Origin of the sequence: Achromobacter piechaudii NBRC 102461 (genome assembly GCF_001571245.1) — a bacterium.
In the GTDB taxonomy this organism is placed as follows: domain Bacteria; phylum Pseudomonadota; class Gammaproteobacteria; order Burkholderiales; family Burkholderiaceae_B; genus Achromobacter; species Achromobacter piechaudii.
Genome location: NZ_BCTK01000012.1, coordinates 239,351 through 255,599, shown reverse-complemented (window position 1 = coordinate 255,599; position 16,249 = coordinate 239,351). Strand labels below are relative to the sequence as shown.

Annotated in this window: 14 protein-coding genes, 2 pseudogenes and 1 riboswitch; of the genes and pseudogenes, 7 read left to right on the top strand and 9 right to left on the bottom strand. The window is 65.2% G+C overall.

All coding sequences use genetic code 11. The annotated features are described in order from the left end of the window. Positions 1–218: 218 nt before the first annotated feature. The 5 genes from panE (at position 219) to API01S_RS22590 (ending at position 3,604) form a co-directional block, all read left to right on the top strand. Positions 219–1,145 (top strand): 2-dehydropantoate 2-reductase, encoded by a 927-nt coding sequence (panE, locus tag API01S_RS22610; RefSeq protein WP_050728323.1) that lies wholly within the window; start codon positions 219–221, stop codon positions 1,143–1,145. A gap of 154 nt (positions 1,146–1,299) precedes the next feature. After that, a complete protein-coding gene (locus API01S_RS22605) occupies positions 1,300–1,911 on the top strand; it encodes an NAD(P)-dependent oxidoreductase (RefSeq protein WP_050728322.1) in 612 nt (203 codons plus the stop codon). 138 nt (positions 1,912–2,049) lie between these two features. Then, positions 2,050–2,508 carry a nuclear transport factor 2 family protein gene (locus API01S_RS22600; protein ID WP_039882565.1) on the top strand — a complete coding sequence of 153 codons (459 nt, stop codon included), beginning with the start codon at positions 2,050–2,052 and terminating at the stop codon, positions 2,506–2,508. Between the two features lie 11 nt (positions 2,509–2,519). Beyond that, entirely contained in the window at positions 2,520–3,089 is a 570-nt protein-coding gene (locus API01S_RS22595; RefSeq protein ID WP_006216688.1) for a flavin reductase family protein, read from the top strand. 5 nt (positions 3,090–3,094) lie between these two features. After that, on the top strand, positions 3,095–3,604 hold the full coding sequence (locus API01S_RS22590; protein WP_006216689.1) for a nucleoside 2-deoxyribosyltransferase: 510 nt from the start codon (positions 3,095–3,097) through the stop codon (positions 3,602–3,604). A gap of 168 nt (positions 3,605–3,772) precedes the next feature. Here the strand turns inward: API01S_RS22590 and API01S_RS22585 are convergent. The 3 genes and pseudogenes from API01S_RS22585 to API01S_RS22575 form a co-directional block, all read right to left on the bottom strand. After that, a pseudogene (locus tag API01S_RS22585) lies at positions 3,773–4,405 on the bottom strand (TetR/AcrR family transcriptional regulator); the annotation flags it as partial. A gap of 194 nt (positions 4,406–4,599) precedes the next feature. Then, positions 4,600–5,313 (bottom strand): 3,4-dihydroxy-2-butanone-4-phosphate synthase, encoded by a 714-nt coding sequence (gene ribB / locus API01S_RS22580; RefSeq protein WP_050728320.1) that lies wholly within the window; start codon positions 5,311–5,313, stop codon positions 4,600–4,602. A 114-nt stretch (positions 5,314–5,427) separates the two neighbouring features. Then, positions 5,428–5,582, bottom strand: a riboswitch (FMN riboswitch). A gap of 289 nt (positions 5,583–5,871) precedes the next feature. Further along, positions 5,872–6,378 (bottom strand): annotated as a pseudogene (locus API01S_RS22575) (SET domain-containing protein); the annotation flags it as partial. A gap of 118 nt (positions 6,379–6,496) precedes the next feature. On the opposite strand from API01S_RS22575, the gene API01S_RS22570 reads away from it, so the two are divergent. Then, entirely contained in the window at positions 6,497–7,417 is a 921-nt protein-coding gene (locus API01S_RS22570; RefSeq protein WP_039882566.1) for a bestrophin family protein, read from the top strand. A gap of 9 nt (positions 7,418–7,426) precedes the next feature. Here API01S_RS22570 and API01S_RS22565 read toward each other — a convergent pair whose 3' ends face one another. After that, positions 7,427–7,897 carry an Lrp/AsnC family transcriptional regulator gene (locus API01S_RS22565; RefSeq protein WP_006216696.1) on the bottom strand — a complete coding sequence of 157 codons (471 nt, stop codon included), beginning with the start codon at positions 7,895–7,897 and terminating at the stop codon, positions 7,427–7,429. A 93-nt stretch (positions 7,898–7,990) separates the two neighbouring features. Here API01S_RS22565 and ilvB point away from each other — a divergent pair, with 93 nt between their 5' ends. Beyond that, a complete protein-coding gene (ilvB, locus tag API01S_RS22560; RefSeq protein ID WP_156329837.1) occupies positions 7,991–9,817 on the top strand; it encodes a biosynthetic-type acetolactate synthase large subunit in 1,827 nt (608 codons plus the stop codon). Positions 9,818–9,860: 43 nt separating this feature from the next. Here ilvB and API01S_RS22555 read toward each other — a convergent pair whose 3' ends face one another. From API01S_RS22555 to API01S_RS22535, 5 genes are all read right to left on the bottom strand, one after another. Then, the gene (locus API01S_RS22555) at positions 9,861–10,640 is read right to left on the bottom strand and encodes an SDR family oxidoreductase (protein ID WP_006216699.1); all 780 of its coding nucleotides are present in this window, start codon (positions 10,638–10,640) and stop codon (positions 9,861–9,863) included. Positions 10,641–10,665: 25 nt separating this feature from the next. Next, complete coding sequence (locus tag API01S_RS22550; protein WP_050728317.1) at positions 10,666–11,520, bottom strand: ABC transporter permease; 855 nt, start codon at positions 11,518–11,520, stop codon at positions 10,666–10,668. A 13-nt stretch (positions 11,521–11,533) separates the two neighbouring features. Further along, entirely contained in the window at positions 11,534–12,304 is a 771-nt protein-coding gene (locus API01S_RS22545; protein WP_050728316.1) for an ABC transporter ATP-binding protein, read from the bottom strand. Next, on the bottom strand, positions 12,304–13,362 hold the full coding sequence (locus API01S_RS22540; RefSeq protein WP_006216704.1) for an ABC transporter substrate-binding protein: 1,059 nt from the start codon (positions 13,360–13,362) through the stop codon (positions 12,304–12,306). The genes API01S_RS22545 and API01S_RS22540 overlap by 1 nt, the downstream gene beginning before the upstream one ends. A 177-nt stretch (positions 13,363–13,539) precedes the next feature. Further along, positions 13,540–16,188, bottom strand: a complete 2,649-nt coding sequence (locus API01S_RS22535; protein WP_050728315.1) for a DNA topoisomerase III — start codon at positions 16,186–16,188, stop codon at positions 13,540–13,542. Positions 16,189–16,249 lie beyond the last annotated feature (61 nt).

Below are 16,249 nucleotides of genomic sequence, written 5' to 3'. Positions count from 1 at the left end.
CCCACCGGCCCGCAGACCTTCATGCATCAGGTGATCTTTCCGCGAATCAACGGGCAGGACGTGACGTGGCGGCTGGTGAAACTCTTGAAATAAGCGTCGTCTCCTTCCGCCACCGTTCACGGGCCGTTCAGGTTCCGGCCGGGCTGGGCGAGCCTGCGCGCCAAGCGCATAATTCCATCTCAGCCCGTCACAGAGGCGGGCGGCAACAGGAGAGACGAATGCGGTTGTTGTTTTTGGGTGCCGGCGGCACCGGTGGCTATTTCGGCGGACGCGCCGCCCAGGCGGGCGCGGACGTGACGTTTTTGGTGCGTGAGCCGCGCGCGGCGCGTATCCGTGAACACGGCTTGCGCATTCAGAGCCCGCTGGGCGACGCCACCTTGCACCCGAAGCTTGCCACGCAACAAACCCTGCAAGGCCATTACGACGTTGTCGTGCTCAGTTGCAAGGCCTATGACCTGGCCAGCGCCGTCGAGGCCATCCGCCCCGCCGTCGGCCCGGACACGGCCGTGTTGCCCATCATGAACGGCGTGCTGCAATACGACGTGCTGGACCGCGAATTCGAGCCGCATCGCGTGTTGGGCGGGCTGTGCCAGATCAACGCCACGCTGGGTCCGGAAGGCGAAGTGGTGCATCTGGGCAAGCATGCGAACATCGTGTTCGGCGAGCGTGCCGGCCCCGCCCGCAGCGAGCGTTGCGTGGCGCTGGAACAGGCGCTTGCCGGAGGCGAGTACGTCAGCCGCCTCAGTGAAGACATCCACCAGGACATGTGGGAAAAGTACGTCATGCTGACGACGCTGGCGGCGGCGACCTGCCTGATGCGCGGCTCGATCGGCCAGATCGCTTCCACCGATGACGGCATCGACATCCTGAAAAGCCTGTTGCAGGAATCCCAGGCCGTGGCGGCGGCATCCGGCCATGCCGTGCGTCCCGAAGCCGATGCCTTCGTGCAGAACCTGATCAGCGACCGCACGCAACCGATGACGGCGTCCATGTTCCGTGATCTGCGTCAGGGTCTGCCTGTCGAAGCCGATCACATCGTGGGCGACATGGTTCACCGCGCGCAGACGCTGGGCGTGGACGCCACCTATCTGCGTGTGGCGTACTCGCATCTTCAGGTTTATCAGGCGCAGCGCGCAGCGGGTTGATCCGACAATTGATGCATGGATTGCAAAAAACTCGTGTGATGGAATGGGTTTTTTGTTCGGATTCGACCGAATAGTATGGATTGCCAGATCCGGGGCGGCAGGCGGCGCATCGCGCACCGCGTGTCGCCTCGGTCCTCTCCCAAGGAGCAAGACCATGAAAATCGCATTGATCGGAATCACGGGCCGCGTCGGCTCGCGCGTCGCGGACGAACTGCTCAAACGCGGCCACCAAGTGACGGGCATCGCCCGCAACCCGGCCGACGTCAACGCCCAACCGGGCTTGACCGTCCAACAGGGCGACGCCACCGACCCGGCCGCGCTGACCCCCCTGCTGACCGGCCACGACGCCGTGGTCAGCGCCACGCGCTTTGTCTCGACCGACGCCAAGCCCTTGATCGCCGCCGTGAAAAACGCCGGCGTGCCGCGCCTGCTGGTGGTGGGCGGCGCGGGCAGCCTGCTGGTGGCGCCGGGCAAGCTGCTGATCGATACGCCCGAATTTCCGGATGCCTACAAACCTGAGGCCCGCGCGGGCGTCGTGTTCCTGGACACGCTGCGCCAGGAAAAGGTGCTGAACTGGACGTTCCTGTCGCCCTCGGCGATGTTCGAACCCGGCGAGCGCACAGGCTCGTTTCGGCTGGGCGAAGACCATCTGCTGGCCGACGACGAAGGCAAGAGCTGGATTTCGATGGAAGACTACGCCATCGCCCTGGTCGATGAAATCGAAAACCCCAAGCATGCGCGCCGCCGCTACACGGTAGGGTACTGAACCGCTGGCGGGCTAAGTTCTGCCTGCTTTCCGGGGAGCCCGTCAAGGGCTCCTTTTCTATTGTGCAAGCGTGCCGGCGCCGCTGTTTTTATTTGTAAACTGGCAGGCCGCCCGTCGGCGTATTCGAAAGTTGTCTGTATGCGTATGAAGTGCAAAGCCTTGGCCGCCTGTGTGCTGGTCGCGTCCCAATGCCTGGCCGTCGCGCCGGCGCTGGCGGCCGCGCCCCAGTCGAACAAGGAGATCGTCGTCGCGTTTTTTCGCATGATGTTCCAGGACCGCGAGATCGACGAAGCGGTGCGTCTGTACGTCAGTCCCAACTATGTGCAGCACAATCCCTACATGCGCGATGGCGTGGGCCCGATGGTGGATTTCTTTCCGCCCTACTTCGACCAGCATCCGCAAGCCATCGTCGATATCAAGCGCGTGATCGCCGAGGGCGATCTTGTGGTTATCCACAACCAGTGGCGCGATTCGCCGGAAGATCGTGGCCAGGCGGTTGTGGATATCTTCAGGGTGGACAAAGGCAAGATCGTCGAGCATTGGGACGTGAGCCAGGAAATTCCCGAAAACCCCGCCAACCAGAACGGCATGTTCTAGGAGAGCCGCCCATGTCCCCCATCGAACCGGTCGAATTGGCGCGTGCGTATCTGCTGCTCAACCACGGGCCCACGGTGCTGGTCACCAGCGCCCATGGCCAGGCGCGCAATGTCATGGCGGCGGCGTGGGCGATGCCGCTGGATTTCAGCCCGCCCAAGATGCTTGTGGTGGTGGACAAGAACACCTACACGCGCGAACTGATCGAGGCGTCCGGCGAATTCGCGCTGTGCATTCCGTCACGCGCGCAAGCGTCCGCGACCTTCAAGGTGGGATCGGAATCGGGCCGCGACGAAGACAAGTTCCAGGCCGCAGGCCTGACCACGTTCGCGGCCAGCAAGATTGGCGCGCCCTTGGTGGCCGATTGCCTGGGCTGGCTGGAATGCAAGGTGGTGCCCGAGCCCCACAACCAGCAGGCTTATGATCTGTTCATCGGCGAAGTCGTGGCGGCCTGGGCCGCGCCGGATGTGTACTCGCAAAATCGCTGGCACTTTCCCAGCGACGAGCGCCGTTCGATCCACTACCTGGCTGGCGGGTCTTTCTTTGCCACGGGCGACGCCTTCAACGTTTCAGAACCGGAGTAGCTTTTATGCGCAGCGTGTATCTCGCGGGTTTCGATGTGTTCCTGCCCGATGCCGTGGCGCACGGCCAGCGGCTCAAGGCGTTGTGCGCCACCTATGGATTCGACGGGCTTTTTCCCCTGGACAACACCGCGCCGCCGGAACTGTCGGGCGCGGCGCTGGCGCAATGGATCTACCGTGAAAACGTGGCGCTGATCCGACGCGCGGATATGGTGATGGCCAACCTGAACTGCTTCCGTGGCGCCGAGCCCGATTCGGGCACCGCGTTTGAAGTGGGCTACGCCATCGCTTGCGGCAAACCGGTGTGGGGCTATACCAGCCAGGCCGGCACGCTGATCGATCAGGTGGCCGTGGGCGCCGCAGCCGACGACGGCATCTCGCGCATGGTGGATGCCGATGGCCACACGGTGGAAGACTTCGGCTTGAACCTGAACCTGATGCTTGCGTGCAGCGCGCGCATCGTCGTGGGCAAGGCGTCCGATTGCCTGGCCCGTATGGCCCAGGACGCGTCGCGTTGACGTTGCGCGTTTGTCGTTGGATCAGCCGGCGGCTTTGCGGCGCGGGGCCTTCTTGGCTGCCGTGGGCAAGGCAGCCGGCGTTGCAGCCCGGCCTGTCTTGGCCGGACGCGCGGCCTTCGCAGCCGCCGCCGTTTTCGCCGTCGTCCTGAGCTTCGTCGCCTTCGCTGGCCGGGGCGTTGCGGCCGCACCGGGCGTCGCCAGATAGCCCATCACCGCATCGACCACCGACTGTTCAAGCTGCCGCGCGTCAAAGCCCGCGGGCGGCTCCAGCGCCATCGCGTGCACCAGCGACTCCATGATGCGCAGCACCACGTAGGTGGCCAGATCGCGGTCCTGCTGCGCGATCTCGGCGCGATGCAGCTCCAGCAGATGCCGCATGCGGCGATGGATATCCTGATCGGCCAGGCTGTGGTCGCCCGGGATGTCGAACAGCGGGAATTCGCGCTCCAGCACGCGGTGCAGCGCGGGTTCGAGCAGGTGCGCATGCAACATGGCCTGCACGATGGCGGCCACGCGCTCTTTCAGCGTGGCGGCGGGATTGCTGTTCAACACGTCGTCGATGACGTCCAGCATCTGGTTGTCGTGGCGCTGGTGCAGCGCGGCGATCAGCGCGTTCTTGTTCGGAAAGTACTGATACAGCGACCCGACGCTGACGCCGGCGGTTTCAGCGATCAGGTTGGTATTGGTGCCCGCATAGCCGTGCGCGGCCAACACGCGCGCCGTGGCTTGCAGAATGGTGTCGACGGTTTGCTGGGACCGCTGCTGGCGCGGCGATTTGCGGGGCTGGGGGATAGCGGTCATGGGTGCGTTCAAGGCGATTATCAAACCTGAGCAATGGCTCATAAGCGTTGCAGCAGGCAATCCGGCTCGTCACCCGCAAGCGCGGATTATGCCATCGACGAATTCTCCGCGATGGTTTCGGATTGTCATCACCCCTGGAAGCACGCATCGGGGTACGCAGCGATGCGCGCCCCGACTGCGCGCGGGTCTGCTCTTCAGACCGTGGCGGCCATTTCCAGGACCTCGTCATCGACGGGTTCGGCCTGGCCATCCTTCAGCTTTTGCAGATGGTCGGCCAGCTCGGCGATGGTCAGGGCGACCAGGCCGTGCTGGGCCGCATAGCGTTCCAGCGAGGCGCCGCGCATCATGGTGCCATCGGCATTCATCAGTTCGCACAGCACGCCAGCCGGACGCAGGCCGGCCAGCACGGCCAGGTCCACCGAGCCTTCGGTGTGGCCCCGGCGGGTCAGCACGCCACCGGGCTGGGCACGCAGCGGGAACACGTGGCCGGGGCTGACGATGTCTTCGCTTTGGGCCGACGGCGAGATGGCGGCGCGGATGGTGGTGACGCGGTCAACGGCAGACACGCCGGTGCTGACGCCTTCGCGGGCTTCGATCGACACGGTGAAAGCGGTGGCGAAGCGGCTTTGGTTGCGCGCGACCATGGGCGGCAATTCCAGCCGGTCCAGCGTTTCGCCGGGCAGGCACAGGCAGACAATGCCGCTGCCGTCGCGGATCAGTTGGGCCATGACGGGCACGGTCAGCTTGTCGGCGGCGACGATGAGGTCGGCTTCGTTTTCGCGGTCGAAGTCGTCCATGAGGATGACGGGACGGCCCAGGCGCAGATGATGCAGCGCGCGCTGCAAGCGGGCGGCGAACGGTTGTGAAGCCAGGCTGGGAAGGGACTGCTGGGTATTGAAGTGGGACATTGAAACGCTCTCGCAAAATAAAAGGGGGCGAAAAACGTTTCAGGGCTAATCGACAGCCGTACGCAATACGACGTTCCAGGCGCGAGCGCGCCTGGATGACGGGGTGTTGCGGCGGCACATCTTCTCTCATCCGGACTATGACCGTCGGCTCTGGCATCTCACCAGATCTGCTGACCCCGATGTCCGTACTGGACGCCGGGCGCTCGCGGGCTCGCCACATTGCATGGCATACCGCCGGTGGGGAATTGCACCCCGCCCTGAAGACGTACTGCATGTCGTGTTAACGACATCGGCGATTGTACGCCTGTCCGCGCGGGTGGCGGAACAGGGCGGCGCAGGGATGCGTTTTTAAGGGACGGTCTTGTCGGAACTGGCCGGTTTCGGAGCGCTGGCGGGTTTCTTGGCGCTGGCCGTTTTGGTGGGCTTGGGAGACGTGAGCGGCTTGGCCGAGGTGGCCGTTTTCGCGGTCTTGCGTCCCGTTGTCCTGGACGGGGCCGCTTGCACGGCCGCTTCGACAGGCGCCTGGACAGTCGCTTCGACAGGCGCGTCCGCTACGGGCGCGGCATCCGCACTCTTGGACTTCTTCGTCTTCTTTTTCGGCAGCGCCAGCATCGTGCCCCGGCACGGCGGCGTGCCGCAAAGGCAGCGGTAGCCTTCTTTCAGCGCCTTGGTGATGCGCCCATCCAGCACCAGGCCGTAGTCGTACGACAGCTCGGTGCCGCGCGGGATGTCCTGCAAGGCGACGATGTAGACGCGCTTGCCGTGCTTGCCTTCCTGCGCTTCACAGTTGGGCTGACAGGAATGGTTGATCCAGCGCGCGTCGTTGCCTTCGTCGCCACCGTCGATCACGCGGCCCGAACTGAGCGCGAAGAAGAAAGTGTGAAACGGGTCATCGGGATTGGTCGGATGGCGCCGGTCGGCTTCTTTTGCGCTGATGCGCGCGCCACCGTACTCGATGATGCGCGTGCCGGCTGGGATCTTGCGGGCGGCGAAGACGCCGTTGCCATGCAGCTTGGAGCGGCGAACGACGTGCCAGGGCTTGATCGGGGTGGCTTCGGTGGTCATGGAGGCGGCAGCGTGTCGGTGGGGGGCGGGTGAGACGAAACAGAATTATATCGACGCGTCCATGACGTGGATGACAGGCGTATAGTGAGCGCCGCCTTGTCCTTACTTGATATTCATCATGATCGTCCGTCCGCGGCCCTCCGCGCTGGCTTTGTTCTTTGTACTGCGCGGTTCCATCATCCCGCGCATTCTCAGCAGGATCCTGGTCATCACCCTGCTGTCGTGCGTGGTCGTGTGGATGTACCACCGGCAGTGGTTCTCGCCCGCGCATCTGACGGCGGTGCCCTTCTCGCTGTTCGGCCTGGCCTTGTCGGTGTTCATGGGGTTTCGCAACAACGTCTGTTATGACCGTTGGTGGGAAGCGCGCAAGCAGTGGGGCGACCTGATCGTGCAGGCGCGCAGCCTGGCCCGCGAAAGCGCGGTGCTGCTGGCGGCCAGCACGGCCAACCCCATCCAGGAACGGCTGGTGCGGCGCTGCATCGGATTCGGCTACGGACTGGCGGCGCGCCTGCGCGGGCAGGACATGGTCGAGGCGGTACGCCCGTGGGTGCAGCAAGACGAGCTCGACACGCTGGCCGGTTGCCGCAATGTGCCCGACGCCTTGCTCATGGCGATCAACCGCGATCTGGCCGGCTGCCTGCGGCGCGGCGAACTCAGCGACATTCTTTATCAGGGCCTGACCCAGCGCGTGGCGCAATGCGCCGCCATCCAGGCCGCCTGCGAACGCATCAAGTTCACGCCCTGTCCGTTCGCGTATTCCTTGCTGCTGCATCGCACGGCCTGGCTGTTCTGCCTGCTGCTGCCGTTCGGCCTCGTAGGCACGCTGGAATACCTGACGCCGGTGGCGGTCACCATCATCGCCTATACCTTCTTCGGCCTGGACGCCCTGGGCGACGAGCTTGAAGACCCCTTCGGCCTGGAAGAAAACGACCTGCCGCTGTCGGCGCTGGCGCGCGTGATCGAGATCGACCTGCTGGAAGGGCTGGGCGTGCGCCCGCTGCCCACACCCGCCGAACCGGACGACTTCGTGCTGCGCTGAAAGCGCGGCTTATCCCACCGGGCCGGTCAGCGGCAGCATGGTTTCCTTCAAGCGGCGCAGCACGAAGCACGATTTGCTGTGGCGGATGCCGGGAATGCGGTACAGCTGTTCGCGCAGCAGGCGTTCATAGTCGCGCGTATCGCGCACCGCGATGCGGATGTAATAGTCGTAGTCGCCCGACACGAGAAACGCTTCCAGCACTTCGGGGATGGCCGCCAGCGCGCGGCCGAACTCGTACAGGGTTTCTTCGCTGTGGCTCTCCAGCGTGACGTGGACGATCACCGTGTCCATGAACCCCAGGCTGGCCGGGTCGATGTCCACCGTATAGCCTCGGATGACGCCGGCGCCCTCCATGCGCTTGATGCGATTCCAGCAGGGCGTGGACGACAGCCCCACCGCCGCGCCGATCTCGTTCAGGCTGGCGCGCGCGTTCTCTTGCAGCACCTTCAAAATGGCGAGGTCGAATTTGTCCAGGTTCATTTTCTTTGATTCCTCCAAATCAAAGACAAATTTACTCCGATCGACCGGTATTCGTGGAAAAGAAGATAAAAATTCTGCGGCGCTACGAATAAGATAGATAGTATGAACGATCGCCTGCACCCCACCGCCGCTGCCGCGCTAGCCGCCACCTCCGCCCCGCTTGCGAACGGGGCCAAGATTCTGCTCGACACGCTGATTGCGAACGGGGTGGACACCGTCTTCGGCTATCCCGGCGGCGCGGTCCTACCGCTGTATGACGCCTTGTACGCCGAACCGCGCTTGCGCCACGTACTGGTGCGCCACGAGCAGGCCGCCGTGCACGCCGCTGAAGGCTACGCCCGCACCACCGGCCGCACAGGCGTCGTGTTCGTCACCTCGGGCCCCGGCATGGCCAACACCACTTCGGGTCTGCTGGACGCCATGTGCGATTCGATCCCTGTGTTGTGCATCAGCGGCCAGGTGGCCACTGCCGCCATCGGCACCGACGCGTTCCAGGAATGCGACGCCATCGGCATCTCGCGTTCCGTCACCAAGTGGAATACCCAGATCCGCGCCGTCGACGACGTGGCCAACGTCGTGGGCCGCGCGTTCGACTTGACCCGCCAGGGCCGGCCCGGCCCGGTGCTGGTGGATTTTCCCAAGGATGTGCAGCTGGCCGTGCCGCGCGATGCGGACGACGACGTGCCGGGCCTGCCGTCGCAACAGAAGCTGGCCGCGCTGCGTGCGCGCCGGCAGTCGGGCAAGCTGGCGACCAAGCTGCCGCAGTCGGCCGTGCGCCGCGCCGCCGCGCTGATCGCCCAGGCCCGCCGCCCCATCTTTTACGGCGGAGGCGGGCTGATCAACGCCGGCCCCGAGGCCTGCGAGGCTTACACCGATCTGGTCCGCCACACCGGCGCGCCGTGCACGCTGACCCTGATGGGGCTGGGCGCCTTTCCCGCGTCCGACCCGCAGTTCGTCGGCATGCTGGGCATGCACGGCACGGTCGAAGCCAACCTGGCCATGCACAACGCCGATCTGGTGGTGTGCATAGGCGCCCGTTTCGATGACCGCATCACCGGCAAGCTGTCCGAATTCTGCCCGCATGCGCGCAAGATCCATATCGACATCGACCCCGCTTCCATCAACAAGGTGGTGCGCGTGGACGTGGCGCTGGTGGGCGATTGCCTGCCGCTGGTGCGCGCGCTGCGCGCCGAGCTGGGCGATACGCCGCTGGAGGCCGCGCGGCTGGCGCCGTGGTTCAAGCGCATCGACGCCTGGCGTGCGCAGGACTGCCTGGGTTTCACGCCCGCCGCCGACGCCATCCTGCCGCAGCACCTGATGTCCAGCCTGAACGCCGCGCTGTCGGACCGGGACGCCATCGTCTCGACCGACGTGGGCCAGCATCAGATGTGGGCCGCGCAGTACCTGCGGTTCGACAAGCCGAACCGTTGGCTGACCTCGGGCGGCGCGGGCACGATGGGTTACGGCGTGCCGGCCGCGATCGGCGCGCAGGTGGCGCATCCGGACAAGACAGTGGTGTGCGTCAGCGGCGACGCCTCGGTGCTGATGAACATCCAGGAATTGTCCACGGCCATGCAGCACCAGACGCCCGTGAAGGTCGTGCTGTGCAACAACGGCTACATGGGCATGGTGCGCCAATGGCAGGAGCTGATCCATGGCGGGCGGTACAGCCATAGCTACAACGCATCGCTACCCGATTTCGTGGCGCTGGCGCGTGCGTTCGGCTGGGGCGCGGCGCGCGTGGACGATCCGGCCAAGCTGGATGCGGCGCTGGCCGAATGCCTGGCCCACGATGGCCCCTACTTCCTGGACGTGGCCGTGACCGCGCAAGAGAACTGCTTTCCGATGATGCCGGCAGGTCATGGGCATCAGAAGATGATGCTGGCCGAAGGCGTCTGGTACCAGGACGAGACGACCTGATCGGGCTGGGGCCGAGGGGGGGCGCACCGCGCCCGCCTTGCCCTTAGAACTGAATCGACAGGCCGCCGTCCACCACCAGCACGTGCCCGTTCACATAGGACGCGGCCGGCGAGGCCAGGAACACCGCCGCGCCGGCGATTTCCTCGGGTTCGCCCCAACGCCCCGTCGGATTGCGGGCCGCGACGCGCGGGCCGACGTTGGGATCGGCCACCATGGTCGCATTGGTTTCGGTGGCGAAGGTGCCGGGCGCAATCGCGTTGCTGGTGATGTGATGGCCGCCGAATTCCGCCGCCAGCGCGCGCACCATGCCGGTCAGGCCCTGCTTGGCGGCCGGATACACGGCGTCGCCCGCGCGGGCCAGCTCCCCCACCACCGAAGTGATCGCGATCAGGCGGCCGCCGCCCTGGCGCATCATGCGCTCGGCCGCGAACTTCGCCAGCAGCATGCCGGCGACCAGGTCCGTATCGATCAGCTCGCGGATTTCGGCGGGGCTGGTGTCGCGCAGCGTCTTGCGGTTGCGCGCGCCGACGTTGTTGACCAGCACGTCGAGACGGCCGTGTTCATCGTCGATGCGCTGGAAGGCGCGCTGCATTTCATCGTCGCGGCTGACGTCGAACGGCAAGCCATGCGCGTCCAGCCCGGCATTGGCCAGCTCGGCCACGGCGGCGTCGACCGACGCGGCGCTGCGCCCGTTGATCAGCACGCGCGCGCCGCAGCCCGCCAAGGCCCGCGCGATGCAAAAGCCCAGCCCACGCGCCGAGCCGGTCACCAGCGCGACCTGGCCCGTCAGGTCGAAGTTACGCAGATACGGAAGTGTGCTCATCGATGCGGTCCCGATTTTTCCATGGTCATTCCCTGAATTCCGGCGCCCAGTGCAGCAGCCGCCGTTCAAGCCAGGTCACACAATAAACCAGCGCGATGCCGACGATGGACAACAAGGTCACGGCGGCGAACATGTCGGTGGCGTTCAGGGTGGCCAGCGCGGTGATCATCAGATAGCCCATGCCGGTGGTGGACCCGACGAATTCGGCCAGCACCACGCCGATCAGCGCGAAGCTGATCGCGTTGGGTAACGCGGCGAAGGTCCAGGCCGCCGCCGTGGGTATGCGCACGCGCCACAGGATCTGGCGCGGCGAGGCGCCCAGCGTACGGCAGAAGTCCACCAATTCGCGCTCGACGCTGCGGCCGCCCTTGTAGGTGTTGAAGAACACCAGGAAGAACACCACGAACCACGACGTCACCACCTTGGACGCCAGCCCCAGGCCGAAGAACATGGTGATGAGCGGCACGAACGCGATGCGCGGCATCGAGTTGAACGCCACGATGAAAGGGTTGAACACATCGGCCAGGAAGCGGCTGCGGCTAAGGGTCATGCCGACGATGAAGCCGCTGCCCACGCCCACCACCAGCCCCACCATCGTCGCCTGCAAGGTCAGCCACAGGTGCGGCCAGACCGAGCGCGGCCCGGGCTGTAGCCATTCCCACAGCCGCACCGCCACGCGCGAAGGCTGGCTGATGAAGAAGGGGTCGAACAAGGTGTTCTGCGTGAACCACGGAATGCGCGTCAGCGTTTCCCAGGAGCCCAGGATGACGGCAAGTATCAGCACTTGCCACAAGGTGATGCGCAGCCGGCGCTTGATGCCGGCGCGGCGGTCCAGCCGCAGCTGGTCCTGCAAGGAATCGGAAGTTTCAGTCGACATCATGGAGGCGTAAGCGTCAGGCGGCGGCGCGGAACTGCTGGCCCAGCACGCTCCACAGGCTTTGTACGTGGGCAACGAATTGCGGCGTTTCGCGCAGCGTGAAGACGTCGCGCGGATGCGGAATGCGGATGCGCTCATCGAGCAGTACGCGGCTGGGCGGGCCGGACAGCACCACCACGCGGTCCGACAGCAGGATGGCTTCGTCCAGGTCGTGCGTGACCATCACGATGGTCTGGCCCAGCTTGCGCCAGATCTCCATGAGTTCCCGATGCAGGTGCGTCTTGGTGTGCGTGTCCAGCGCGCCGAAGGGTTCGTCCAGCAGCAGGATGCGCGGCTCGACGGCCAGGCTCATCAACAGCGCCACGCGCCGCCGCATGCCGCCCGAGAGCTGGTGGGGATAGGCGTTGGCGAAGTCGGTCAGGTGGCCGAGCTCAAGCAGTTCGGCCACCCGGCGCTCGATCCGGTCAGGCGCCACGCCCTGGAATTTCAGTCCCAGCGCCACGTTCTTCTTGACGCTGAACCAGGGGAGCAGCGTGTCCTTCTGAAAGATGTAGCCCAGCGCGGGCGGCACCTGCCCATCGACCAGGCGGCCGTCGACGTGGATGGCTCCCGTGGTGGGGCGCAGAAAGCCCGCGATCATGTTCAAGAGCGTGCTCTTGCCGCAGCCCGAAGGACCGACGATGGAGACGAATTCGCCCGCTTCGATGGTCAGGCTGACTTCGCCCACCGCATGCGTCGTGCCCTGGCGCGACTGGTACGCCTTGCCGACCTTGTCCAGCGTGATCATCAAAGGCCCCGCGCTTTGCGCACGAAGCTCATGTCGACACACTTGGCGTAGGGCACGGTCTTGATTTCGTCGTTCGAGAACTGGCGGCCATCGCCCATGATGGCCGTCATGCGGTTGTAGGCGTCTTCGGTGATGATGTTGTCTTTCAAGAACACCGTGTCCTTGTAGACGCCCAGCGTCTTTTCAATGGCGGCGCGCGGGAACGCGCTGAGGTAGTCGTCGTAGATGACGTCGGTGATGCCGGATGCCGAGTTGGCGGTGATGAAGTCCTGCGCCTTGACCATCGCGGTCACGAAGGCCTGCACCACTTCGGGCCGCTTCTGGATGGTGTCTTGCAGCGTCAGCGCGGCGATGCCGGGGACGTCGCCGCCCATGAATTCGTTCCACGAACTTTCGGTGGTGGCGTCGAATATCGGTACGCCCCAGCCTTCCTGGCGCGCCTGTTCCATCATGGACATCGTGGCCATGCTGGCCGATACCGAGCCGGTCTTGAGCGCGCCCAGCATCGTGGCCAGATCGCCCAGCGGGCGGATGTCCACCTTGTCGGCCACGCCGGCCTTCTGCATCAGGTAGAGCGCCATCAGCCAGGTGCTGGACTGTGGCTGCGTGGCGCCGACGCGCTTGCCTGCGAGGTCTTTCAGCGATTTGATCTTGCCGCTGTCGTAGTCTTCGCGGCGCACGATGACGTTGGCGTAGGTCAGCTTGCGGTCAAAGCCGAACACCAGCGTGGCGGCCTTGCCGGCAATGGTCAGCGCGGGCGCGGCGGTGGCGGCGGTAGCGCCAAATACGATCTGGCCGGCCGCCAGCAACTGGTTGGTGCGCGGGCCGCTTTGCGAATTCAGGTACTCGACTTCCAGCCCGCCTTCACCGAAATAGCCCTTCTTGAGCGCCACATAGCCGGCCGCGAAAAAAGGGTCGATGCTGCCTTGCCCGTAGACGACGCGGCCCAGCTTGGGTTGGGCGAACGCGACGCGTCCGTCCAGCAAGGCGATGCCGGCCAGGGACCCGGCGGCCGCCAGCACGCGGCGGCGAGTGGTAAAGCGGGAACTAGCGGTCATGTCGTCCTCGTCGTGGTTTTGGTTGCAGCTGTTTGGCGTAAACAATACCCCAGCGCCTGCCGTCCAACAATGGAAAACGCCCGGCTTGTCCGGGCGTTGGTGCGTATCGGGATGATGGCGCTCAAGGCGGCGATGGGCGGGGCCGGGCTTGCGGCCGGCCCCCCATGCCGTGACCCTTTACGCGGCGGTCTTCTTGGGCGCGGCCTTCTTCACGGCTTTCTTGACGGCGGTTTTGCTTGCCGTCTTGGTGGCCGTTTTCGTGGCGGTCTTGGTCGCGGCTTTCTTCACCGCAGCCTTCTTGGCTGGCGCCTTCTTGGCGGCCGTCTTGGTCGCGGTTTTTGCAGCGGTCTTGGACGGCGCGCGGCCCGGTTTTTCAGGACGCGGCTCGAATTCGAAGCCGATCTTGCCGTCGGGCTGACGCACCAGGAACGCCTTGAACTTGCGGTTGGTGCGGCTGGACACAAAGCCTTCGAGCAGGTCGGTGCGGCCCGCGGACAGCAGCTTGCCCATCTGCTCGGCCGAGATCTCCTGTTGCAGGATGACCTTGCCCGAACGGAAGTCGCAGGTCTTTTCGGGACCGACCGACTTCTCGCACACGTAGCTCATGCCGTGTTCGAATACGCGCGATTGGCACTTGGGGCAGGCGCCCACCGGCGTGTGGCCGGAGAAGTCCACCGCTTCGGCATCGTCTTCGTCGTTCTGGCCGAAGTCGAATTCCAGCTTGTATTCGTCACTGATGCGCAGGATGGCCGCGAACGGCCGACCCATCTTGCTGATGAAGCCTTGCAGCGGACCGATCTCGCGCTTGGCCAGCAGCTCTTCGACTTCGGGCAGCTCGAACGTGCGGCCGCCCGGGTGCTTGCCGATCGAGAAATCGCAGGCGGTGCAGGCAAAGCGGCGGTAGTTTTCCTTCACCACCGCGCCGCACTTGGGGCACGGCGTCTGCAAGGTGGCGTAGTCGCCGGGCACCGTGTCGCGCTCGTATTCCTTGGCGCGCTTGACGATGACCTGCGTCATCTGCGCGATTTCGCGCATGAACGCCTCGCGGCCCAGGCCGCCCTGCTCGATCTGCTTGAGCTTGTGTTCCCACTCGCCCGTCAGTTCGGGCGAAGTCAGTTCGGTCACGTCCAGGCCCGACAGCAGCGTCATCAACTGGCGCGCCTTGGCGGTGGGCACCAGGTCGCGGCCTTCGCGGCGCAGGTAGACCTCGTTGAGCAGGCCTTCGATGATGGCGGCGCGCGTGGCCGGCGTGCCCAGGCCGCGCTCGGACATGGCTTCGCGCAGCTCTTCGTCGTCCACCAGCTTGCCCGCGCCTTCCATGGCGGACAGCAACGTGCCTTCGTTGAAGCGGGCGGGCGGCTTGGTGGACAGGCCGACGGCTTCCACGTCTTCCGTGCGCACGGTTTCGCCATCGGCAACCGGCACCAGGTTGGCGTCTTCGCCCTGGGCTTCCTTGCCGTACACGGCGAGCCAGCCCGGGGTGACCAGCACCTTGCCGTCGGTGCGGAAGCGGTGCCCCTGCACTTCGGTCAGGCGGGTGGTGACGCGGTATTCGGCGGCCGGGAAGAACACGGCCAGGAAGCGCTTGAGCACCAGGTCGTACAGCTTGGCCTCGGCTTCGCTCAGGTCATGCGGAATTTGCAGCGTGGGGATGATGGCAAAGTGATCCGACACCTTCTTGTTGTCGAAGATGCGGCGGTTCGGCTTCACCCATTGCTGGCTGACGACGGTATCGGCGTGGCGCGACAGGCCGCCGACGGCGTTCGAACCGCCCTTGGCCAGCGCGCGCATCGTCTCCTGCACCGTGGTGATGTAGTCCTCGGGCAGATAGCGCGAGTCGGTACGCGGATAGGTCAGCGCCTTGTGGCGTTCGTACAAGGTCTGCGCCAGCGCCAGCGTGGTCTTGGCGGAAAAGCCGAAACGGCCGTTGGCTTCGCGCTGGAGCGAGGTCAGGTCGTACAGGGCCGGCGACATCTGGGTCGACGGCTTGGATTCCTCGGTAACGCTGCCCGGCTGCTCGCGGCAGGCGGCAACCACGCTTTGCGCGGCGGCGGCCGACCACAGGCGCGACTCGCGTTTTTCGGGGTCGCGGTCATCTTTCTTGAATTGCGGGTCGATCCAGCGGCCTTCGTAAAGGCCGGCGGCGGCGATGAAGGTCGCGCGCACTTCCCAGTAGTCGCGCGGCACGAAACGACGGATGCGCTCTTCGCGTTCGGCCACGATGGCCAGCGTCGGCGTCTGCACGCGGCCCACCGGCGTCTTGAAGAAGCCGCCGTCCTTGCTGTTGAAGGCGGTCATGGCGCGCGTGCCGTTGATGCCCACCAGCCAGTCGGCCTCGGCGCGCGAACGGGCGGCCGCTTCCAGCGGCTTCAGCTGCGAGTCGTCGCGCAGGTTGGCGAAGGCTTCGCGGATGGCGGCCTGCGTCATCGATTGCAGCCACAGACGCTGAATCGGCTTTTTCACGCCCGCATACTGAATGATGTAGCGGAAGATCAGTTCGCCTTCGCGTCCGGCGTCACAGGCGTTGATGATCGAGTCCACGTCCTTGCGCTTGGCCAGGCGGACCAGCAGCTTCAGACGTTCGGCCGACTTCTTGTCAGTGGGGCCCAGTTCGAATTCCGGCGGAATCACGGGCAGGTGCGTGAAGCTCCACTTTCCCTTGACCGGATCATTGGGCGCGACCAAGCTCAACAAGTGGCCAATGCTGGACGCCAGGACGTAACGTTCGCTTTCAAAATAGTCGCCCTCGCGCGCGAAGCCTCCCAAGGCGCGTGATATATCAAGGGCCACCGAGGGCTTCTCGGCAATAATCAGCGTTTTATTCATGTGTATCCAGTGGCGGTAGTCCCGCCTTAGTAGCGCGGATAATAAGATCGGAGATTCGCCA